Source organism: Rhodococcus sp. D-6, assembly GCF_040256695.1.
Classification (GTDB): domain Bacteria; phylum Actinomycetota; class Actinomycetes; order Mycobacteriales; family Mycobacteriaceae; genus Rhodococcus; species Rhodococcus pyridinivorans.
The window spans coordinates 5,287,302-5,308,891 of sequence record NZ_CP132970.1 but is presented as its reverse complement, the minus strand read 5'-3'; the positions used below and the strand labels follow the sequence as shown (position 1 = coordinate 5,308,891).

The 21,590-nt window shown below is 68.2% G+C and carries 20 protein-coding genes; 12 read left to right on the top strand and 8 right to left on the bottom strand.

Going from position 1 to position 21,590, the window contains the following annotated elements; all coding sequences use genetic code 11:
* Positions 1–102 precede the first annotated feature (102 nt).
* Positions 103–1,029, top strand: coding sequence for a sigma-70 family RNA polymerase sigma factor (locus RBB84_RS25035; RefSeq protein ID WP_064255925.1), 927 nt, complete (start codon positions 103–105; stop codon positions 1,027–1,029).
* A gap of 3 nt (positions 1,030–1,032) precedes the next feature.
* Here RBB84_RS25035 and RBB84_RS25030 read toward each other — a convergent pair whose 3' ends face one another.
* The gene (locus RBB84_RS25030; RefSeq protein ID WP_006551714.1) at positions 1,033–1,617 is read right to left on the bottom strand and encodes a carboxymuconolactone decarboxylase family protein; all 585 of its coding nucleotides are present in this window, start codon (positions 1,615–1,617) and stop codon (positions 1,033–1,035) included.
* 112 nt (positions 1,618–1,729) lie between these two features.
* On the opposite strand from RBB84_RS25030, the gene RBB84_RS25025 reads away from it, so the two are divergent.
* The 3 genes from RBB84_RS25025 to thpD all read left to right on the top strand — a co-directional run bounded on the left by RBB84_RS25025 (position 1,730) and on the right by thpD (position 5,012).
* Positions 1,730–2,923 carry a pyridoxal phosphate-dependent aminotransferase gene (locus tag RBB84_RS25025; protein ID WP_037217059.1) on the top strand — a complete coding sequence of 398 codons (1,194 nt, stop codon included), beginning with the start codon at positions 1,730–1,732 and terminating at the stop codon, positions 2,921–2,923.
* Positions 2,924–3,928 carry an AraC family transcriptional regulator gene (locus tag RBB84_RS25020; protein ID WP_006551717.1) on the top strand — a complete coding sequence of 335 codons (1,005 nt, stop codon included), beginning with the start codon at positions 2,924–2,926 and terminating at the stop codon, positions 3,926–3,928. It begins immediately after the preceding gene.
* Positions 3,929–4,121: 193 nt separating this feature from the next.
* Positions 4,122–5,012, top strand: a complete 891-nt coding sequence (gene thpD, locus RBB84_RS25015; protein ID WP_006551718.1) for an ectoine hydroxylase — start codon at positions 4,122–4,124, stop codon at positions 5,010–5,012.
* A 64-nt stretch (positions 5,013–5,076) separates the two neighbouring features.
* Here thpD and RBB84_RS25010 read toward each other — a convergent pair whose 3' ends face one another.
* The 3 genes from RBB84_RS25010 to RBB84_RS25000 form a co-directional block, all read right to left on the bottom strand.
* Positions 5,077–5,961 (bottom strand): glycosyltransferase family 2 protein, encoded by an 885-nt coding sequence (locus RBB84_RS25010; protein WP_064255926.1) that lies wholly within the window; start codon positions 5,959–5,961, stop codon positions 5,077–5,079.
* Positions 5,962–6,042: 81 nt separating this feature from the next.
* Positions 6,043–7,140, bottom strand: a complete 1,098-nt coding sequence (locus tag RBB84_RS25005) for a 3-deoxy-7-phosphoheptulonate synthase (protein WP_064255927.1) — start codon at positions 7,138–7,140, stop codon at positions 6,043–6,045.
* 233 nt (positions 7,141–7,373) lie between these two features.
* A complete protein-coding gene (locus RBB84_RS25000) occupies positions 7,374–7,592 on the bottom strand; it encodes a GPR1/FUN34/YaaH family transporter (protein WP_082920997.1) in 219 nt (72 codons plus the stop codon).
* Positions 7,593–7,691: 99 nt separating this feature from the next.
* Between RBB84_RS25000 and RBB84_RS24995 the strand changes: the two genes are divergently transcribed.
* Both RBB84_RS24995 and RBB84_RS24990 read left to right on the top strand, forming a co-directional pair.
* The gene (locus RBB84_RS24995; protein ID WP_064255928.1) at positions 7,692–8,096 is read left to right on the top strand and encodes an SRPBCC family protein; all 405 of its coding nucleotides are present in this window, start codon (positions 7,692–7,694) and stop codon (positions 8,094–8,096) included.
* 23 nt (positions 8,097–8,119) lie between these two features.
* Positions 8,120–8,581, top strand: coding sequence for a PPOX class F420-dependent oxidoreductase (locus RBB84_RS24990; RefSeq protein ID WP_006551722.1), 462 nt, complete (start codon positions 8,120–8,122; stop codon positions 8,579–8,581).
* Here the strand turns inward: RBB84_RS24990 and RBB84_RS24985 are convergent.
* Positions 8,523–8,702: an ANTAR domain-containing protein gene (locus RBB84_RS24985; RefSeq protein ID WP_228044897.1), complete on the bottom strand. Its 180-nt coding sequence runs from the start codon at positions 8,700–8,702 to the stop codon at positions 8,523–8,525. The two genes, RBB84_RS24990 and RBB84_RS24985, sit on opposite strands and share 59 nt — an antisense overlap.
* Positions 8,703–8,850: 148 nt before the next feature.
* Positions 8,851–10,035, bottom strand: a complete 1,185-nt coding sequence (locus tag RBB84_RS24980; protein ID WP_183079167.1) for an acyl-CoA dehydrogenase family protein — start codon at positions 10,033–10,035, stop codon at positions 8,851–8,853.
* Between the two features lie 125 nt (positions 10,036–10,160).
* Between RBB84_RS24980 and treS the strand changes: the two genes are divergently transcribed.
* Together treS and RBB84_RS24970 are read left to right on the top strand one after the other, a co-directional pair.
* Positions 10,161–11,984, top strand: coding sequence for a maltose alpha-D-glucosyltransferase (treS, locus tag RBB84_RS24975; protein WP_064255929.1), 1,824 nt, complete (start codon positions 10,161–10,163; stop codon positions 11,982–11,984).
* A 56-nt stretch (positions 11,985–12,040) separates the two neighbouring features.
* Positions 12,041–13,375 carry a phosphotransferase gene (locus tag RBB84_RS24970; RefSeq protein WP_231911984.1) on the top strand — a complete coding sequence of 445 codons (1,335 nt, stop codon included), beginning with the start codon at positions 12,041–12,043 and terminating at the stop codon, positions 13,373–13,375.
* A gap of 64 nt (positions 13,376–13,439) precedes the next feature.
* Here the strand turns inward: RBB84_RS24970 and RBB84_RS24965 are convergent, their stop codons facing one another.
* The gene (locus tag RBB84_RS24965; RefSeq protein ID WP_350246995.1) at positions 13,440–15,869 is read right to left on the bottom strand and encodes an ATP-dependent Clp protease ATP-binding subunit; all 2,430 of its coding nucleotides are present in this window, start codon (positions 15,867–15,869) and stop codon (positions 13,440–13,442) included.
* Positions 15,870–16,019: 150 nt separating this feature from the next.
* On the opposite strand from RBB84_RS24965, the gene RBB84_RS24960 reads away from it, so the two are divergent.
* From RBB84_RS24960 to RBB84_RS24950, 3 genes are all read left to right on the top strand, one after another.
* Positions 16,020–16,484, top strand: coding sequence for a MarR family winged helix-turn-helix transcriptional regulator (locus RBB84_RS24960; protein WP_064255932.1), 465 nt, complete (start codon positions 16,020–16,022; stop codon positions 16,482–16,484).
* Entirely contained in the window at positions 16,481–16,903 is a 423-nt protein-coding gene (locus RBB84_RS24955) for an organic hydroperoxide resistance protein (protein ID WP_006551727.1), read from the top strand. Before RBB84_RS24960 ends, RBB84_RS24955 begins: the two co-directional genes overlap by 4 nt.
* Positions 16,904–17,006: 103 nt before the next feature.
* A complete protein-coding gene (locus RBB84_RS24950) occupies positions 17,007–19,307 on the top strand; it encodes a DEAD/DEAH box helicase (RefSeq protein WP_064255933.1) in 2,301 nt (766 codons plus the stop codon).
* A 37-nt stretch (positions 19,308–19,344) separates the two neighbouring features.
* Here RBB84_RS24950 and RBB84_RS24945 read toward each other — a convergent pair whose 3' ends face one another.
* Complete coding sequence (locus tag RBB84_RS24945) at positions 19,345–20,232, bottom strand: oxidoreductase (RefSeq protein ID WP_064255934.1); 888 nt, start codon at positions 20,230–20,232, stop codon at positions 19,345–19,347.
* 165 nt (positions 20,233–20,397) lie between these two features.
* Here RBB84_RS24945 and RBB84_RS24940 point away from each other — a divergent pair, with 165 nt between their 5' ends.
* On the top strand, positions 20,398–21,573 hold the full coding sequence (locus tag RBB84_RS24940) for a sigma-70 family RNA polymerase sigma factor (RefSeq protein ID WP_064255935.1): 1,176 nt from the start codon (positions 20,398–20,400) through the stop codon (positions 21,571–21,573).
* The last annotated feature ends 17 nt before the right edge of the window (positions 21,574–21,590 follow it).

The window sequence follows — 21,590 nt, the reverse complement described above, 5'->3', positions numbered from 1 at the left end:
GGCGCCCCTTCCGTTCGAGGACGAGAATAGGCGCCCGACAGCATCCGTACGCGCGATCGACACCCCTTCGCCCCGCAGCCGATCGCGTCTAGCATCGTCCCCATGCTCGACGAGAGCACCCAGAAGACATTCGAGGAGAACCGCACCCACCTGCTGTCGGTGGCGTACCGCCTCACCGGCAGCATCGCCGACGCCGAGGACGCCGTGCAGGACGCATGGCTGCGACTCGTGGGCGCGGATGTCTCCGAGGTGCGCGACCTGCGTGCCTGGCTGACGACAGTCGTAGGACGGTTGTGCCTCGACAGACTGCGCTCGGCCGCGGTGCGCCGCGAGACCTACGTGGGCCAGTGGCTGCCCGAACCCGTCGTGGCGCCCCTCGGCTCCCTCGCTCCCCCGGACCCGCTCGACGAGATCGTGCGCGACGAGGACAACCGCCTGGCCGCGCTCGTCGTCCTCGACAGCCTGACACCGGCACAGCGCGTGGCGTTCGTGCTCCACGACGCGTTCGACGTCTCGTTCGACGACATCGCCCGCATCCTCGGCGTCGCCACCCCGACCGCCCGCCAGCTGGCCTCCCGCGCCCGCCGTACGGTCTCGGCCGTTCCACCGCCGAGTTCACCGGCCGAACACGAGGAGGCCGTCGGGCGGCTCGTCGCGGCCTTCGCGGGCGCCGACCTCGACGCCGTCGTCGCCGCGCTCCATCCCGACGCCCGCATGATCGGCGACGCCGGCGGCACGACCCGTACGGCGCTGAACGTCGTGGTCGGAGCCGAGAAGGTCGCGCGGTTCATCCTCGGACTGCTGCGGCTCTACGGAGCCGAGGCGTTGACGGCCTTCGAACCGGTCCTCGTCAACGGCGAGATGGGTCTGTTGAACCGCGGTCGCCCGGCCGAGGACGGTCGGCCGGGCTTCCCTCCGCGCGTGACGGCGTGGACCGTGCGGGACGGACGAATCTGGGCGGCCTACGACATCGCGAACCCCGAGAAGCTCGGACGCGGAGTGCTCCTGCCCGACAGCATCTTCGACTAGGCGTCACGCGTTCCCGGCTTCGTCGGCCCAGGGTACCCGGCAGGCGTCCGTGCTGAATCCCTGATCGTGGATGCCCAGCGCCGAGTTCATGCGCGCACGCATGTTCTCGAGCGCGATCTGATAGGTGAGTTCGACGACGCCCGCCGGCCCGAAACGACGCTCGAGGTCGGCGACCTGTTCGTCGGTGACCTCCTTCGCCACGTCGCCGGTCATCGCATCGGCATAGGCGATCGCGGCTTTCTCGTCGTCGCTGTAGAGATCGGAGGTCTCGTACTCGGCGATGTGGGCGAGTCGTTCGGTGTCGAGTCCGTCCAGTCGCTGCAGCATCGTCCCGAAGTCGATGCACCACGAGCATCCGACGGTCCACGCCACGCGGTAGACGGCGATCTCCCGGACCGCGGCGGGCAGGACGGTGGAGGCGCGTTGGGCGAGCATCTCGTGGACTCCGCTCGTACGCATCAACCGCGGATGGTGCGCGGCCACCGCGAACGGTTCGGGGACCGAACCGAACCTGCGGCGGGCGAGCGCATACATCGCACGGGTCATCGGACCGGTGCGGTCGGGAGCGACGGCTTCGAGTCGTGCCATGACGGTGTCCTTCCGGTGCGACCGACGGATACTCCGCCGGTTCGAGGTGGCCTACATCATGGAGACGAGGCAGACCTCACGGATGTGACACCGCGGGCGCTACGCTGCAGGAATGGCTGATTCGACGACTTCGGGACGAGTTCGTACGGTCTCCCGGTTACGACCGTTCGCCTCGACGATCTTCGCCGAGATGACCGAACTCGCCGTCCGGCACGGCGCGATCAACCTCGGGCAGGGATTTCCCGACGTCGACGGCCCGCCCGCAATGCTCGAGATCGCCCGCCGCGCCATCACCGAGGGGGTCAACCAGTACCCGCCCGGGTCCGGCATGCCGGTCCTGCGCGAGGCGATCGCCGCCGACCGCGCCGCACGGTACGGCCTGCACCACGACCCCGAATCCGAGGTGCTCGTCACCGTCGGTGCCACCGAGGCGATCAGCGCCGCCATCCTCGGGCTCGTCGAACCCGGAGAGGAGGTGCTCCTCACGGAGCCGTACTACGACTCGTATGCGGCCTCGGTGGCGCTCGCCGGCGCGACGCGACGGACCGTGCCGCTGACCCGTTCCGGGAACGGTTTCGTGCTCGACGTCGACGCCCTGCGCGCCGCCGTCACCGACCGGACACGGATGCTGGTCGTCAACAGCCCGCACAATCCCACCGGCACCGTCTACGACCGTGAAGCGCTGACCGCCCTGGCCGAGCTCGCCTGCGAACGCGAACTGCTGGTGCTGTCCGACGAGGTGTACGAACATCTGGTCTTCGACGGCCGCACGCACATCCCGCTCGCATCGTTGCCCGGCATGGCCGAACGGACGATCACGGTCTCGAGTGCCGCCAAGACCTTCAACGTCACCGGATGGAAGATCGGGTGGGCGATGGGCCCGCGCGAGCTGATCGACGGGGTGCGCGCCGCGAAACAGTTCATGACGTTCGTCGGTGGGGCGCCCTTCCAACCGGCGGTCGCACATGCGTTGACGCACGAACAGGAATGGATCGCGTCGATGCGCGCCGACCTCGAGCGCAAGCGAACGTTCCTGTCCCACGCACTCTCCGAGGCCGGCCTGAAAGTGTTCGACTCCGCCGGAACGTATTTCGTGTGCGCCGATCTGACACCCCTCGGCCGGACCGACGCGGTGGCCTTCTGCCGGGAACTTCCGGGCCGCATCGGGGTGGCCGCGGTACCGGTGAGCGTCTTCGTGGACGACACCGCGTCATGGAACCATCTGGTGCGCTTCGCGTTCTGCAAACGGGACGAGGTGCTCACCGAAGCGGTGGCACGTCTGAACGGATTGCAGGAGGCGCGCTAGATGTTGCGACCGACCATCCCGTCGGACTTCGTGTCGCGAGCGGTACAGGTGGGAGCCGAGGAGGGCATCGATCTGCAACCGGCCCTCGAGGCAGCACGCATCAGCCGCGCGGTGCTCACCCATCCCCATGCCCGGCTCACGCCCGCCCAGGTCAGTCGTTTCACGCAGGTGGTCTGGCAGATCACCGACGACGAACTCTTCGGCATCGCAGCGGCTCCCGTGCCCCGCGGCACCTTCCGGGTTATGTGCCTGACCCTCATCCACCGACCCGATCTCGACCACGCTCTGCAACGGATGATCGAGGTGAACCATGTCATCCGGTCCCTGCCGCAGTTGAGCCTGACCCCGGGTGCGTCCACCACCTTCCTGGACGTGGAACTGCCGGAGGTCGTGGACGACAAGACCCGCGTGGTGGTGGATTTCCTTCTCATGTTGCTGCACCGCTTCGCCGCGTGGCTGGTGGGTGGGCGTGTCCCCCTCGGGTCGGTGTTCCTGCCGTACACCGAACCCGATCCCGTCCTGGCCCGCAGTTACGACGCGATCTTCGGCGTGCCGGTGACCTTCGGTGCGGGACGGGCCGCGCTCGAGATCGACAATGCTGCACTGAAGTCGCCACTCGTGCAGACCGAGGAATCACTCGAGGAGTACCTGCGGGATTCTCCGAATCTCATTCTCTCCGAACGTGAATACGAGTCGACGGTGTCGTCCCAGGTGCGGCGGATCTTCGAATCGGGCATCGACGGCCGGACGGCGACCGCCGAGGACATCGCCGGCAGGCTCGCGGTGAGCCCTCCCCATCTGCGACGCCTGCTCCGCCAGGAGGGCACGTCGCTGGGGCAGTTGCGCGAGGAGGTCCTCCGCGACCTCGCGATCGCGGGCCTGAGACGCGGTGAAGCGGTCGACGATCTGTCGTCCCGGCTCGGTTTCTCCGAGCCGAGCGCCTTCCGCCGTGCGTTCAAGAGGTGGACCGGAAACACCCCTCGCGCATACCGAGAGCACCGCTGACGCGCACCGGCTGCCGACCGTCGCGATGCCGCCGGATACCCGGCCGGTTCCGGAACGAAACTCGATTCGACCAGGAGTTATGGGCGAGGAGTCGGTACGCGGACATGTCGGGGCCCGGCTTGCATTCCTGCATTTTCAGTGGGAACGTCGGAAGCGAACCGTCATCGACTTTCGAGAGGGTGATCTACGAGCTATGCGCACGACCGTTCGCGACGACTATCCGACCCGCGGTCGCACCGCCTGCGAGTCCGTCGAGAGGAAGGATCCCGTCGTCTGGGGTTCGGCTGCCGGCGGGCCGCTCGACGCCGAGGCCGTGATCGAGTACGACCGCCGCGGGTTCCACACCGCCGAAGGACTTCTCGCCGCCCACGACGTCGGGAACCTTCTGGAGGAGACCTCACGACTCGGCCGGGAACTCGGCGACGACGACCGTGTGGTCCGCGAAAAGGGCAGCGGCGACGTCCGCTCGGTCTTCGACGTGCACCGGCTCAGCGATCTTGTGGACTCGATCGTCCGCAGGCCCGAAATCGCCGGAATCGCACGGCAACTGCTGGGATCCGAGGTGTACGTCCACCAGTCGCGGCTCAACGTCAAGCCCGGCTTCCGCGGTGGACCGTTCTACTGGCATTCGGACTTCGAGACGTGGCACGCAGAGGACGGCATGCCCAAGCCGCGTGCTCTGAGCATCTCGATCGCCCTCACCGAGAATTACGGCTACAACGGCGGTCTGATGATCATGCCGGGTTCGCACAAGACGTATGTCTCGTGTGCCGGTGAGACGCCCGACGACTACTACCGGGAGTCGCTGGTCACCCACGTTCCGCCGACAGGTTCGCCCGACGAGGACACCCTCACCCGTTTGGCCGCCGAGCACGGTATCGCGACCTTCACCGGCCCGGCGGGGTCGGCGACGGTCTTCGATTCGAACTGCATGCACGGTTCCAACGGGAACATCACGCCGTTCCCGCGCTCGAATCTGTTCGTCGTGTTCAACAGCGTCGAGAACACGCTCGTCGAGCCGTTCGCCGCCTCGAGGCCACGTCCGCCCTATCTCGGCAGCCGCGATTTCACGCCGCTGAGGTGACCTGAGGCGAGAAGATCCCACGATGGTGGCCGGGACGGTCCTGCGGCGTCCCGGCCACCCGTCGTCAGGGGGACGGCGTGCGGCCCTTCGTGTCGATCGGCATCGCACGTCCGCCGGAGCCGAAGATCGCGCGCCGGAGGGTGAATCTGCCCAGGTCGGGGTCGTAGGGCCGGTATGCCGCATACACGAGGACGTGGAGACGTGACTGTAGACGGATGAGCCTGAGGATCTCCGGCGTCAGGCGGCCGTGCAGTTCGAAGGTGTCGATTCCCGACTGGATATAGGCCGCGTACTCACGGGGCGGGGTGTAGGCCCGACGCGGCGACAGGTCGGCGTACAGATCGGTCAGCTGGGCGATCTCGATGTCCGCCTCGCGCAGACACAGTGCCAGATCCAGATCCTCGTGGATTCTCGGGTCCGTACTGACGACCTCCCGGACACGCTCCCACGCCGAGCGTCGCAGTGCCATGTTCGCGCCGTGCAGATTGTCGATCCGCCGTTCCCCGCCGAATGTTCCTTGCGCGACCCGTTTGTCGATGTACCACTGTTTGAGCCTGCGGTAGGGGGAATCGTAGGAGTTGCTGAGTCCGCTGATCGCTCCCACCTCGGCGGTGTCGTCGCGGGCGAAAAAACTGCGGACGGTGTGCGCCCAATCGGGACGAACCCGCGTGTCCGCATCGATCCGTCCGATGAGATCTCCTGTGGCCGCGTCGTATCCGGCATTGCGCGCGAATGCGACACCCGGTCTTGGCTCGACGATCCGTCGCACGAGGGGCTCGCCGGCGGCGATGGCTTCGATGATCTGCGCGGTGCGATCGGTCGAATTGTTGTCAACGACCAGGATTTCGTGGATCTCCGACTTCTGGGCGAGCAGCGCCGCAAGGCATTTCGCGATGTAACGCTCCTCGTTGTGGGCCGGCACGACGATCGACAACCTGTTCGTAGTCATGGAAACGACGCTACCGGACCGACGAGGGCCGGCGGTTCGTCATCGCTGACGACTCCGCCGGCCCTTCGCGCCGCAGACGGTTCAGCCGCGACGGGTGCGCACGGCCTGCGCGAGGCGGTCGAGCTGCGCGGCGGTGGTGTCCCAGTCGATGCACGCGTCGGTGATCGACTTGCCGTAGTCGAGCTTGTCGGCCTCGCCGAGGGTCAGGTCCTGACGTCCCGCCTCGATGAAGCTCTCGAGCATCAGTCCGACTATGCCCTTCTCGCCGGCCTCGATGCGCTCGGCGACATCGGTGACGACGTCGACCTGCTTGTTGTGGTCCTTGCGGCTGTTGCCGTGGCTTGCGTCGATGACGACACGCTCGGGCAGACCGGCCTTGCACAGGCGGGCCATCGTGTCGGCCACGGTCTCGGCGTCGTAGTTCGGTCCCGCGCTGCCACCGCGCAGGATGACGTGGCAGTCCGGGTTGCCTACGGTCTCGATCAGCGCGGCCTGACCGTCGAGGTCGGTGCCGGGGAAGACGTGGCTGGCCGCTGCGGCACGGGTGCCGTCGACCGCGACCTGCACGTCACCTTCGGTGGAGTTCTTGATGCCGACGGGCATGGACAGCGCGCTGCACAGCTGGCGGTGAACCTGACTCGCGGCGGTGCGGGCGCCGATGGCTCCGTAGGTGACCAGGTCGGCGTAGTACTGCGGAAGGATCGGGTCGAGGAACTCGCAGCCGACGGGCAGGCCGAGACCGGAGACGTCGAGCAGCAGCTTGCGGCCGATGCGCAGGCCGGTGTTGATATCGAAGGTGCCGTCGAGGTGCGGGTCGTTGAGCAGGCCCTTCCACCCGAGCGTGGTGCGCGGCTTCTCGAAGTACACACGCATCACGACGTGCAGGTCGTCGCGCAGCTCCTCGGCCTTGGCGGCCAGACGGCGCGCGTAGTCCATCGCGGCGGCGGGGTCGTGCACGGAGCAGGGGCCGACCACGACGACGAGACGGTCGTCGGTGCCGTTCAGGATGTCGACGGTGCCGGCGCGGCCCGAACGGACGGTCGCTGCGACGACGGCGTCGGGTGCGTACTCGGCACGGATCTCGGAGGGTGCGACGAGAGGGCTGACCTTGACGGTGCGCTGTTCGTCGAGATTCGACGTGGAGATTCCGGTGGTCGCGGTTCCGGTGCTGGGGCTCATCGATGGTTCCTGTTCTCGGTGGTTCGGATTCCGACCCGAGAGAACCTGAGATTCCGACGAGCCGGTCTGGATCCGGCTCGTAGGTGAAGAAGTCAGCGCGCGGTCACGCCGACCGACCCACCCCGGGCCGGCCTGCTAAACCAGAAATATGCACGCTGCATAGCCCCGGACTGTACCAGGACGGCCGATGCGCCTGTCAAACCGCCCCCGCACGGGAACGAAGAGGTGCCCCGTCAGCGTGGGCCCGTGGGCAGGACGACACGCCCGAAGGTCGTGCTCAGCACCCCGGCAGCGGAGGTGTACCAGGCGCCGGCGGCAGCGGCGAGCCCGAAATAACCCCCGACCCTCGTCGGACCGGTCTGCTCCAGTAGCGCTCCGAGGGCGAGGAAGACGAAGACGAAGACGAAGACGGCGAGGAGTACCGAGAAGGTGACGAAGGGGGCCGCGCCGATCCGGGTACCGGCTGAACGCCGTCGCTCCGAAGACGTTGCGCTTCAGGAACTCCCACATTCCGGCGGCGATCGACCTCCCGAACTTCTAATGTGGCGAGCATGAGCACGCACGTCGTCCGCAGCCGCCATGTCGCTCGGGTCGTCCGATGCCCACCGCGCCGGGTCTACGAGTTCGCCGCGGATCCCGACAACCTGCCGAAGTGGGCGGCCGGTCTGGCACAAAGCGAGGTGCGGCGGGTCGGCGACGCCCTCGTCGCGGACTCCCCGATGGGCGAGGTCACCGTGCGGTTCGTCGGCGCCAACGATTACGGGGTGCTCGACCACGAGGTGACACTGCCGTCGGGTACGACGGTGCACAACCCGATGCGGGTACTCCCCCATCCGGACGGTGCCGAAGTCGTCCTCACCGTCCGGCAGATCGAACTGACCGACGACGAGTTCGACCGCGACACGCGCATGGTGGAAGAGGACCTCGCGCGACTCGCGGCGCTCCTCGAGTCGTGACCCTTCGGAACAGGAGAACGTGAATGGCCCGCAAGATCGCCACCAACACCGCAGTCGGCCTGCAGGAACTGCTGGACTTCGTCCGGCCCCGGCACCGAATGATCCTCATGACGCAACGCGACGACGGTACACCGCAGGCCTCCCCCGTCACCGGCGGCGTCGACGACCGCGGACGCATCGTGATCGCGACCTATCCCCGGCGCGCCAAGACCCGCAACGCCCGCAGCCGGCCCGAGGTCGGTGTCGTCGTGCTGTCCGACGACTGGAACGACGCGTGGGTGCAGGTCGACGGAACCGCGGAGGTGATCGATGCCCACGACGACGTCGAACCGCTCGTCGAGTACTTCCGCAACATCGCCGGGGAACATTCGGACTGGGACGAGTACCGGCAGGCCATGCGCGATCAGCGCAAGTCGCTGATCCGGATCACCCCGACCCGCTGGAGCCCGGTGGCCACGGGAGGCTTCCCACCCGAACTGGCATAGATACCTCACCGCCCGCGTCGACCACGTGCCCCGCGATCCGTCGCAGGGGCACGTTGCGTTCCTCGGACAACTTCCGGAGCAGGACGAACGCATCGTCGGCACCCACCGCGAAGCGTTCCATGAGATCACCCTTCGGACCGCGCGCCGCTCGACCGCTCCCTGTTGCCGACCTCCCCCGATGCCACGCCACATACTTGCATCGACCTCCCGGCGTGCCGAAGAACCCTAGTGCGAAGAGCAGGTCGCATTGGTCACGAGCGGCCGGCGGTCTACCGCCACGGCACGCGTTCCGGGTCGCGCAGCATCCGCCGTGCCGTGGACATCCGGTGCACCTCGTCGGGGCCGTCGTAGATACGGGCGTAGCGCGCCCGCCGGTACATCCCCTCGAGCGGCGTGTCGGCGGTGAGACCGAGCGCCCCGTACACCTGGATCGCACGGTCGACGACATCGTGCAGCATCTGCGCGCCGCGGAACTTGATGAGCCCGATCCGGACCCGGGCGTCCTCCCCCGCATCCATCACCCGCGCGGCGTCCAGCGTCATCAGACGGGCGGCCTGGATGTCGGCGGCGGATTCGGCGATGTAGCGCTGGATCTCACCCTTCTCGGCGAGCAGCGATCCGTGGGCGAAGCGGGAGTTGGCGCGCGCACACATGAGTTCGAAGGCCCGTTGGGCCTGGCCGAGCCACCGCATGCAGTGGAAGATCCGTCCCGGCCCGAGCCGGTCCTGCGCGACGACGAAGCCGTTGCCGCGTTCACCGAGCACGTTCTCCTCGGGAACGCGCGCACCGTCGTACCGCACCTCGTAGTGATCGCTCGGGTCGTGCCCCATCGTGGGGATCGCCCGCACGATCTCGAGTCCGGGGGTGTCGATGGGCACGATGATCGCACTGATGCTGCGGTGCAGCGGAGTCGACTCGGGTTCGGTCCGGGCGAAGACCGTGCAGTAGCCGGCCTGCGCGGCGCCGGTGGTGAACCACTTGTGCCCGTCGATCACCCATTCGCCGTTCTCGAGCCGGGCGGTGGTCTGCACGAGCACGGGGTCGGATCCCGCCACCTCCGGCTCGGTCATGCCGACAGAGGGCAGGATGTCGCCGGAGACGAGCCCTGGGATCCAGCGCTCGCGTTGTTCGGCGGTGCCGTGCCGCTGGATCATCAGGGCGTCCTGCATGGACACCGATCCCACCGCGAGCTGACCGTACTCGGAGCGGCCGATGATCTCGTTGAGGTAGACGAAGTCGAGGAAGGGAACCCCGCCCCCTCCCATCTCCTCGGGATGCCCCAGGGCCCACAGCCCGAGTTCCTTCGCCCTGGCCTTCAGCCCGACGAGCGCCTCGGCGGCCTTGTCGTCGTGACGGCTCAGGACGGGTTCGAGAGGAATCACCTCGTCGTCGATGAACGAACGCATGCGGGTGCACAGCTCGGCCACCCGCCCTTCGGGCCGGTTCGCAGTCATGCCCGCCAATCTATCGGCGCACACGTGCACTCACATAGCGTTCCGTCCGGTCCGGGTGTGGAAATCCGTCCGCCGGGGCATTCTGGGTCGAGTCCATCCTGCGACGCGACGAGCACGGAGGTGCCATGCCGGATCCGTCCGACCGAGTACCCGAATACGAACACACCGAAGACGGTCATCTCGTCGAGAGCCGGGCGGAGGACTTCGCCCATGCGCGCAGCCTGCCCGTCGACCCGGACTGGTTCAAGACCGCGGTGTTCTACGAGGTTCTCGCCCGCGCTTTCAACGACTCGAACAACGACGGCACCGGCGACCTGCGGGGGCTGACCGAGAAACTCGACTACATCGCGTGGCTCGGCGCCGACTGCATCTGGCTGCCGCCCTTCTACGATTCACCGCTCCGCGACGGCGGCTACGACATCCGCGACTTCCGGGCGGTGCTACCGGAATTCGGCACGGTCGAGGACTTCGTCACCTTCCTCGACGAGGCGCACAAACGCGGTATCCGCGTCATCACCGACCTCGTCATGAACCACACGTCCGACACGCACGCGTGGTTCCAGGAATCCCGGAGCGACCCCGACGGGCCGTACGGCGACTTCTACGTGTGGTCGGATGTCGACGACCGATACCAGGAAGCCCGCATCATCTTCGTCGACACCGAGACGTCCAACTGGACGTGGGATCCGGTGCGCAAGCAGTACTACTGGCACCGGTTCTTCTCGCACCAGCCCGACCTGAACTACGACAACCCCGAAGTACAGGACGCGATGCTCGACGTCCTGCGGTTCTGGCTCGATCTCGGCATCGACGGGTTCCGCCTCGACGCGGTCCCCTATCTGTTCGAGCGTGAGGGGACCAACTGCGAGAACCTCCCCGAGACGCACGCCTTCCTCAAGAAGTGCCGTGCGGTGATGGATGCCGAATATCCCGGCCGGGTGATGCTGGCGGAGGCGAACCAGTGGCCCACCGACGTCGTCGAGTACTTCGGCGAACCCGAGATCGGCGACGAGTGCCACATGGCTTTCCACTTCCCGCTGATGCCGCGCATCTTCATGGCGGTGCGGCGACAGAACCGTTTCCCGATCTCGGAGATCCTCGCCCAGACCCCGCCGATCCCGAAGACCGCCCAGTGGGGCATCTTCCTCCGCAACCACGACGAGCTGACCCTCGAGATGGTGACGGACGAGGAACGCGACTACATGTACGCCGAGTACGTCACCGACCCGCGGATGCGCGCGAACATCGGCATCCGCCGTCGTCTGGCGCCGTTGCTGGAGAACGACCGCAACCAGCTCGAGCTCTTCACCGCTCTGTTGCTGAGCCTGCCGGGCTCCCCCGTCCTGTACTACGGCGACGAGATCGGCATGGGCGACAACATCTGGCTCGGCGACCGCGACGCGGTGCGGACCCCGATGCAGTGGACCCCCGACCGCAACGCGGGCTTCTCCCGCGCCGATCCGGGCCGGTTGTACCTGCCGGTGATCATGGATCCCACCTACGGGTACCAGGCGGTGAACGTCGAATCGCAGATGAACTCGACGAACTCGCTGTTGCACTGGACGCGGCGGATGATCCAGGTCCGCAAGCAGCATCCGGCCTTCGGTGAGGCCTCGTTCACCGAACTCGGCAGCGCGAATCCCGCGATCCTGTCCTATCTGCGCGAGATGTTGCCCGGCCCGGAACGCAACTACAGCGACGTCATCCTGTGCGTGAACAACCTGTCGCGCTATCCGCAGGCGGTCGTCCTCGATCTGTCGCGCTTCGCCGGGTGGATCCCGGTGGAGCTGACCGGGTCCGTCCCGTTCCCGACGATCACGGAGGAGGGTTACATGATCACCCTGCCCGGTCACGGATTCTTCTGGTTCGCGCTGCAACCCGATCCGTCCAAGGAGGGACCGGGCGAACACCCGGTGAGCAGCGAAGCGGAAGCGGCGGTGCAGCCGTGACGACCAACAACGAGCTCTACCCGGACGAACGGCTCGTCGAGGATCTGCGCGAATGGATGCCGCACCAGCGATGGTTCGCGGCCAAGGGCCACACCATCACCGGGATCGGTGTCGTCCTGCGTCATCCGCTCGTGGAGGAGTCCGGTTTCGGGGCCGACCATCTGATCGTGAAGGTCTCGTTCGACTCGACCGCGGACCAGATCTATCAAGTGCCCCTCGGTTTCCGTTCCCATCTCCCCGAGGAACTGCAGTCGTGGAGCGTGGTCGGCCCCGACGACTCCCACGACCACGGCCTGCACGTCTACGACGGCCTCCGCGATCAGGAGATCCTCGACCGGTATTCGCGCAATCTGGCGAGCGGCACCCCCGCCGGCCCGGTGGATCTCCACACCGTGCCGGGTGCGGTCATCGAACCGGGCCTGCGTGGGCGTGCGCTGAGCGCGGAGCAGTCCAACACCTCCGTGGTCCTCGGAGAGAAGTTGCTGCTCAAGATGTTTCGTCGGCTCACGCTCGGCATCAATCCGGACGTCGAACTGCCGCTCGCGCTCGGCGAGGACGGATGTCGGTCGATCGCCCCGATCCGGGCATGGATCGAAGCGGAGGTCGACGGGGTCCGCACCACGCTGGCGATGGTGCAGGACTTCGCGGCGAACTCGGCCGACGGCTGGTCGATGGCACTCGGCAGTGTCCGGGACCTGCTCCTGGAAGGAGACCTGCGCGCCGACGAGTTGGGCACCGACTTCGCCGGGGAATCCCACCGCATCGGTGCGGCCGTGGCGGATGTGCACGCCCATCTCGGCTCCGCGCTCGGCACCGACGAGCGCGCCGCCGCCGAACTGGCCGAGGGCATGATCCGCCGGCTCGAGGGTGCGGCGGCCGAGGTCCCCGAGCTCGCCGAACTCACCGACGCGGTCCGGGCCCGGTTCGATGAGGTTGCGGCGCTGGGTCAGGTTCCGGTGCACCGCATCCACGGCGACCTGCATCTCGGGCAGGTGCTGCGTACCCCCGAGCGCTGGTTGCTCATCGACTTCGAGGGCGAACCCGCGAAGTCGCTCGAGGAGCGCCGCAAGCCCGACAGTCCGTTCCGGGACGTGGCGGGAATGCTGCGGTCGTTCGACTACGCCGCGCATCATTCGATCCGTGAATCCGAACAAGGCACGGCGGTGGAGTCGCAGCGGGAGTTCCGGGCCCGGGAGTGGGCCGAACGCAACTGTGCCGCCTTCTGCGACGGCTACGCAGCTGCCTCGGGCACGGATCCACGGGGCTCCGACGTCCTGCTGCGTGGTTACGAGCTCGACAAGGCGGTCTACGAGGTGGTCTACGAGGCTCGGCACCGTCCCTCGTGGCTTCATCTGCCGCTCGAGGCGATCCGTCGTCTCACCGCCCGCTGACCACCCCCCGAACGCGGGAAGGGGAGAGATGCCGTGGCATCTCTCCCCTTCCTCGTCGTGCGGGTCAGCTCACCTGGAGCAGCAGTTCGTCTTCCACGACGTCCGCCGTGACCCGGTTGCCCTCGGCGAGCGCATCGTCGAGCAGCATGTCGGCGATGCGGTCGTCGACCACCCGGGAGATCGAGCGGCGCAACGGACGGGCACCGAACTCGGGCTGGTGACCGTTGCGGGCGATCCACGCCACCGCGTCGGCGGTGAACTCGAGGTCGATCCCCCTGCTCTGCAGCCGCTTCCGGCTGTCGTCGAGCAGCAGCTCGGTGATCCGGTGCAGCTGGTCGTCGTCGAGCTTGCGGAACATCACGATCTCGTCGATGCGGTTGAGGAACTCCGGCCGCATCGATTCGCGCAGCCGTCCCATGACCCGGTCACGCAGCGGCTTCTCGGCCGCCTCGGCGTCACCGGTGGTGAAGCCGAGCGCGCCTCCGCGGCTCGAGATGATGTCCGAACCGAGGTTGCTGGTCATGATGACGACGGTATTGGTGAAGTCCACCGTGCGTCCCTCACCGTCAGTGAGGCGACCGTCGTCGAGGACCTGCAGCAGTGTGTTGAACACGTCCGGGTGCGCCTTCTCGATCTCGTCGAGCAGCACCACCGAGTAGGGGTGGCGACGCACCTGTTCGGTGAGCTGTCCGGCCTCGCCGTAACCGACGTAACCGGGAGGGGCGCCGACGAGACGGCTCACGGTGTGGCGTTCGCCGAACTCGCTCATATCGATGCGCAGCATGGTGCGCTCGTCACCGAAGAGCACCTCGGCGAGGGCCTTCGCGAGCTCGGTCTTGCCGACGCCGGTGGGACCGAGGAACAGGAAGCTGCCCACCGGACGACGCGGGTCGCTCATGCCGGAGCGGCTGCGCCGCACGGCACGTGCCACGGCGTGGACGGCTTCGTCCTGTCCGACGACGCGCTTGTGCAGCTCGTCCTCGAGAGTGCGCAGCCTCTCCTTCTCGGCGCGGGTCATCCGCGATGCGGGGACTCCGGTGGCCCGCGAGACGATCTCGGCGATCAGCTCCGGGTCGACGGTCGGAGTTCTCTCTCCGTTGCCCTCGCTGTCGCCACCGTCGATCCGAGCCTGGACGCGAAGGATCTCGTCGCGGATGCGCGAGGCATCCTCGTACTGTTCGGCCTCGACGGCGCGATCCTTCTCCGCTTCGAGTTCGTCCAGCCTCGAACGCAGTTCGGTCACGTCGGTGCGCGGCACCCGCAGGCGCAGTCGTGCACCGGCCTGGTCGACGAGGTCGATCGCCTTGTCCGGCAGGTGCCGGTCGGGCAGGTACCGCATCGACAGGTCGACGGCCGCTTCGAGCGCTTCGTCGGTGTACCGGACCTTGTGGAACTCGGCGTACCGATCGGCGAGACCCTTCAGGATCGCGACGGCGTCGTCGCGTGCTGGCTCGTCGACCGTGACGGGCTGGAAACGGCGTTCGAGCGCCGGATCCTTCTCGATGTGCTTGCGGTACTCGTCGAGGGTGGTCGCACCGACGACATGCAGTTCACCGCGGGCGAGCTTCGGCTTGAGAATGTTCGCCGCGTCCATCGCGCCCTCGTTGCCGGCGCCTGCGCCGACGACGGTGTGGATCTCGTCGATGAAGACGATGAGCTTGCCCTGCTGGGCGGTGATCTCGTCGAGCGCTGTGGTGAGACGTTCCTCGAAGTCGCCCCGGTATCGGGTTCCGGCGACCATCGCCGTCAGGTCGAGCTGGACGATCCGCTTGTCCTGCAGGATGTCCGGGACGTCCCCGTCGACGATGCGCTGGGCGAGTCCTTCGACGATGGCGGTCTTGCCGACGCCGGCCTCACCGACGAGCACCGGGTTGTTCTTGGTGCGTCGCGCGAGGATCTCGATCGTCTGCTCGATCTCGTCGGTACGGCCGATGACGGGGTCGATGCCGCCGCCGCGCGCCCGCTCGGTGAGGTCGACGCCGAATTTGTCGAGCGTCGGCGTCGGGGTCTCCTCCGCGGCGGGAGCTGCGGGGGTGGGCTGCAGTGCGGTCTGCAATGCCTGCGGGGTCACGCCCAGGGACGCCAGCAGGCGTCCGGGAGCGCGGGTCTGGTCGGCCGCGAGCGTGAAGAACAGGTGCTCGGGGTCGATGTAGGTGGAGCCGAGCGCACGCGAGAGCTGGTGCGCTTCGAGGAGTGCGGTCTTCACGGCACCGGTCAGTGCGGGTGCGGAGACGGCCTCACCGGGGCGGCTCTGCGGCAGCCGCTGGTCGACGGCGGCAGCGACGTCGGCGGGGTCGGCTCCGGCGCGCGTCATGACCGTGCGGGACGGATCCTGCTCCGCCATCGCGCGGAGGAGGTGCAGCACGTCGAGTTCCGCGTCACCACGGTCGGTGGCGTAGCGCGCTGCGTGGGCGAGGAGGTCCTGGGTACCGCGGCTCATGAAACGTGTGATGTCGATTCGGCCGGGGCCACCAGGCCCGAAGAATGCCGGCATTCCGAAGCCTTTCTGTCGAACTTGAGCCATTCTCACTCAACTAACGTGCCCAGAGCGCTCTCAATTCCCACATGGAAGTGATCCGGAACACGTATCGAGTTGTGGCCATTAATGTTGTGCACAACAAAACGGGGCGCTACATTCATTCCCGTGCCGTCTCCACTCGAACTCGACCAGCAGGTGTGCTTCGCGCTCTACCGCGCCTCCCGCACCATCACGGCCGCATATCGGCCACATCTCGATCGGCTGGGCATCACCTACCCGCAGTACCTGGTGCTCCTGGCGCTGTGGGAACGCGATGCGCGAGGCGTGCAGGATCTGTGCGACTCGCTCGATCTCGACACAGGCACACTCTCCCCCCTGCTCAAACGGCTCGAGGCCGCCGGATACGTCGAACGACGCCGGCAGCAGACCGACGAACGTCGTGTCGTCGTCCACCTCACCGAATCGGGAGATGCACTCCGGACAGAGGCCACGGACATCCCCGGCTGCGTGACGCGGGACAGCCGGTTCGACGTCGACGAACTGGTCGCGCTGCGCGAGACGCTCCACCGCCTGACCGCCGCGTTGCAGGAAGCACCCGGCGCACTCTCGAAGAAAGGCAGGACATCGTGAACATCATCTACACCGCCGAAGCACTCGCCACCGGAGCAGGCCGCGACGGCCACGCCCGCACCAGCGACGGCAAGCTCGACCTCGACCTGTCCATCCCCACCGAGATGGGCGGCAGCGGCAAGGGCACCAACCCCGAACAACTCTTCGCCGCCGGGTACGCCGCGTGCTTCCACTCGGCACTGCAGATGATCGCCCGACAGGAGAAGGCGGACGTCAGCGACTCCGCGGTCGGCGCCCGCGTCGGCATCGGCCCGACCGACGGCGGCGGATTCGGTCTCGCCGTCACCCTCGAGGTGACTCTTCCGAACCTCCCCCGCGAGCAGGCGCTCGAGCTCACCGAGAAGGCCCACCAGGTGTGCCCGTACTCCAACGCGACCCGCGGCAACATCGACGTCACCCTCGAGGTGACGGAGGACTGAGTCACCCTCGAAGGTGACGGAGGACTGAGTCACCCTCGAGGTGACGGAGGACTGAGTCACCCTGCGCTGCGCACATGTCCGCGCCGACCCGTAGCGTGGACACGTGCGCACGCAGGACCGGTCGCAGCTCGCGCTGTTCGCGACCGAACTCGATTTCCCCCTCGACGACTTCCAGATCGAGGCCTGCCGCGCCCTCGAGGACGACCGCGACGTCCTGGTGTGCGCCCCCACCGGGGCGGGCAAGACCGTCGTCGGTGAATTCGCCGCCCGTCTCGCGCTCGCAGCGGGCGGACGCTGCTTCTACACCACCCCCATCAAGGCGCTGAGCAACCAGAAGTACCTCGACCTGTCGCGTCGCTTCGGCGACGACCGCGTCGGTCTGCTCACCGGCGACATCTCGCTGGACCCGCACGCGCCCGTGGTCGTCATGACCACCGAAGTGCTGCGCAGCATGCTGCACGGCGGCTCCCCGCTCCTGCACGGACTCACCCACGTCGTCATGGACGAGGTGCACTATCTCGCCGACCGCGAGCGCGGTGCGGTGTGGGAGGAAGCGATCCTCTCCCTTCCCGATGACGTGCGGCTGACCAGCCTGTCGGCCACGGTGAGCAACGCCGAGGAGTTCGGCGGCTGGCTGCGCGGCGTCCGTGGCGACCTCGCGGTCGTCGTCGAGGAGAGCCGGCCCGTCCCGCTCACCCAGCACATGCTCGCCGGCGGGCGGCTGTTCGACCTGTTGTCCCCGTCCGGCACCGTCGACGAGACCCTCGAGCGGTACATCGCCCACCGCCAGCTCGTCGAGGCCGCGCCCGGCCCCGCGACCGGCCGTGGACGACGACGGCGACGTGCGCGCGGAGCACCCGGACCGGCCGGTGCCGACCTGCCCGAGGTCGTCGCCCGGCTCAAGGCCGAACAACTGTTGCCGGCCATCTGGTTCCGGTTCAGCCGCAACGGGTGCGACGGCGCCGTCGCCGAATGCCTCGAATCGTCGGTTCGGCTCACCGAGGCGGCCGACGTCGCCGAGATCCGCGCGGTCGCCGACCGGCACACCGCAGCGCTGCCGCCCGCAGATCTCGACGCCGTCGGTCACGCCGAGTGGCTCGAAGGACTCGAACGCGGTTTCGCCGCGCACCACGCCGGTCTGATCCCGGCCTTCCGTCACACCGTCGAGGAGTTGTTCGCCCGCGGTCTCGTGCGGGTCGTGTTCGCCACCGAGACCCTCGCCGTGGGGGTGAACATGCCGGCGCGCACCGTCGTCCTCGAACGCCTCGTCAAACCCACCGCCGACGGACCGGTGCGCCTCTCCCCCGGCGAGTACACCCAGCTCACCGGTCGCGCCGGTCGGCGCGGCATCGATGTCGAAGGCCACGCCGTCGTGCTGTGGAGTCCCGAGGCCGCCCCCGCGACCGTCGCCGGCCTCGCCGGCGCACGCTCGTACCCGCTCCACAGTTCGCTGCGCGTCGGCTACAACACCGCGGTCAACCTGGTCGCCGGTCGCGGCATCCCCGGCTCCCGCGAGTTCCTGCGACGCTCGTTCGCCCAGTTCCAGGCCGAACGATCCGTCGCGGCGCTCACCGACGCCGTCCGCGCGAACACGACGGCGCTGCGTGATCTCGACACCGAACTCGGGGACGCCGAGGGCTTCACCGAGTACCGGCACCTGTGCGACCGGCTCGCCGAGGCACGACGCTCCGGTTCGGCCGAGCTGGTGACGTCGCTGGCACGGGCGGTGCGGTCGCATCCTGCGCATCGACGCGGCGATAGGGAGCGCCTCCTCGCCCTCTCTGCGCGACGCGCCGCGGTGCACGGCGACACCGAACGGATGCGGTCGCAGATCGACACGGTCACCGGACGCCTCGTCGAGACCTTCGATCGCACACTGGATCTGCTCGAGGAGCGGGGTTATCTGCTCCGCGACCCGATGGGCGGGTCGGCCTACGTCACCGACGACGGTCGTCGCCTGGGCCGGATCTACTGCGCGAACGACCTTCTCGTCGCCGAATGCGTGCGGACGGGCGCGTGGTCGGGGCTGACACCGGCCGAACTCGCCGCCGTCGCCTCGAGCGCTCTGGGCGAGACCCGGCGCCGCACCGTCGGAGTCCCGGGACGCACCACCACGGCGATCGACGAGGCGCTGCGCGCCACCTCACGGCTGTGGAGCGAACTCGCCGGACGCGAAGAGCGTCTCGGCCTGGAAGTGGGGCCGGATCCGGATCCGATCGCCGTCGCCGCGATCCACCGCTGGGCACGCGGGGACGGACTCGCCGCCGCCCTGCGCACCGCATCGGATGCGGGGCTCTCGGCAGGCGATCTGGTCCGGCGTTATCTGCGCACCCTCGACCTCGTGGATCAGACCGGACTGTGCCGACGCGACGATCTGCCGCCGGTCTCGTTCACCCTGACGTGAGAACTGCAGCTCAGCAGGATCCGCGGTATCGAGAGCTCTAGGGCATCGAGTACTCGACGGAGCACAGCCGCTCCGACAGTTCCCACAACCTCCGCGCCAGGATCTCGTCGCGTGACCGCGAGGTGGACTGCACCCGCTTCGGCCGGCCGCGCATCTCGAAGAAGGAATCCGGCCCGTAGTAGCCACCCGGCTCCGCATTCGGTGAGGTCGCCGCGTAGAGCGTCGGGAGCGCACCCTGCTGCGGGGACTGCCCGATGATCGGGGTGACGAGTTCGACGATCTTCCCGTGCCAGGACTCGCTGCGGTACTGCAGATTCGTCGACGAATAACCCGGATGCGCGGCAAGCGAACTCACGCTCGATCCGGCTGCAGTCAGGCGCCGCTGCAGTTCGTACGCGAACAACAGGTTCGCGAGCTTCGACTGCCCGTAGGCGAGCCACCGCTCGTAGCGGCGACGTTCCCAATCGATGTCGTCGAGATCGATGCTGCCGATGCGGTGCATCGTGCTGCTGACCGTCACCACCCGGTCGGTGATGCGGTCGAGCAGCAACCCGGTGAGCGCGAAGTGGCCGAAGTGATTGGTCCCGATCTGCATCTCGAAACCGTCGGCCGTCCGCCGCAGCGGTACCGCCATGACGCCGGCGTTGTTGACCAGGACGTCGATACGCTCGTGCTCGGCACGCACCTCGTCGGCGAACGCACGGATCGACGAGAGATCCGCCAGGTCCAGACGGCGCACGGTGGCGCGGTCGCCGAGATCGGCCGCGACCGACTCACCCTTGGCGACATCGCGGCACGCGAGCACCACCTCGGCACCGGCGTGCGCCAGCGCCCGGGCGGTCTCTGCACCGAGTCCGCTGTTGGCCCCCGTCACGATCATCGTGCGTCCCGACAGATCCGGAATATCGTTCGTGGTCCACCCCATGCCCGCCACCCTACGGACGCGCGCCGCGTGGCGACACTCCCGTTTCCGGCGTCGACGGTCCCGATGGATCGCATCCTCGCCGTGGGGCGCACCTGCTCGTAGACTTCCCCGGAACTCACGACCGCAGGCGCGCGGAGGCGCATGCACGACAGGGAGGTTCCATCGATGGGGCACCACCCCGGACGTCCGGACCGCGAACTCGCCGCAGCGTTGCGGAACGGGGAGCCGGACGCCACGGCAGCGGTCTTCGACCGTTTCGCCCCCGGCCTGTACGCGTACGCGTGCGGCTTCGTCGCCGTGTCATCGGCCTCGGACGTGGTGTACGACGCGGTCTGGACGGCGACCGCGCGGATCCGGTCGCTGCGCGACGAGAGTCTCCTGCGGGCCTGGCTCTACGCCGTGGTCCGTGCCGAATGCATCCGCGTGCTCGAGCGCACCGGCTCCGCCCTCGAATATCTCCCCGCGGCCGACCCCGCCTATCAGGCCGCTTCCGACGTGCTCGACGTCCGTGAGGCGGTCCACCTGCTCGACGGCACCGCGCGCGAGGTCGTCGACCTCACGGTCCGGCATCACTTCTCGTCCCACGAGATCGAGGCATTGCTCGGTTCCGCCGGCGACGGACGTGTCCTCGCCCATGCGCAGGACTTCGTCGACCGTGCGGTGCCCCGCGTGCCGAATGCGCTCGGAACGTTCTCGCTTCTCCCCTTCACCCCTCTGCCCGCGCACCTGCGTGGACGGCTGCTCACGGTGCAGCCCTCGGAGGCGGAACTGCTCGATCTCGGGCGCCGGCTCGAACCGCTGGACCGGGAGGGCTTCCCCCGTCGCGATCGTCGGGCGAAGCGCACCGTTCCCGTCATCGCGGCATCGGTGGCGGTGTTCGCGGTGCTGGGCGTCGGTGCGTTGTTCGTGTTCCCGCAGGCCGAGCCCGTCGAGCGGCAGGTCCTGCGTCCTGCGGCCGAGCCGACGCTCGACATCGGGTCGCCGGTCGCGACGAGCACGACCGCAGCGACGACCGAGACCACGCCCACCGAGCCCGCGGAGACGACGACGGGGGAACCCGAGTTCGAGGCACCGGTGGTGACCCCCACCTCGGCAGCGACCGCCGAGCCCGCTGCGGAATCCACCGCCGCTTCCGCCACCACGGCGACATCGACCGCCGGTGGCTTCACCAGGCGCGGCGGGCCGGGTCGCGGGACCGAGCCGGACGAGGACCGCCCGCGCCGGGACACCGAGGAGAGCGACACGCCGAACACCGGGACGCCTCGCCCCACCACGGGTACGCCCACCTCACCGCGGCCGATGCCGACGCTGCCGACCTTCCCTCCGCGCGGCGGGGTATGAGGTGTGCATCCCGGTCA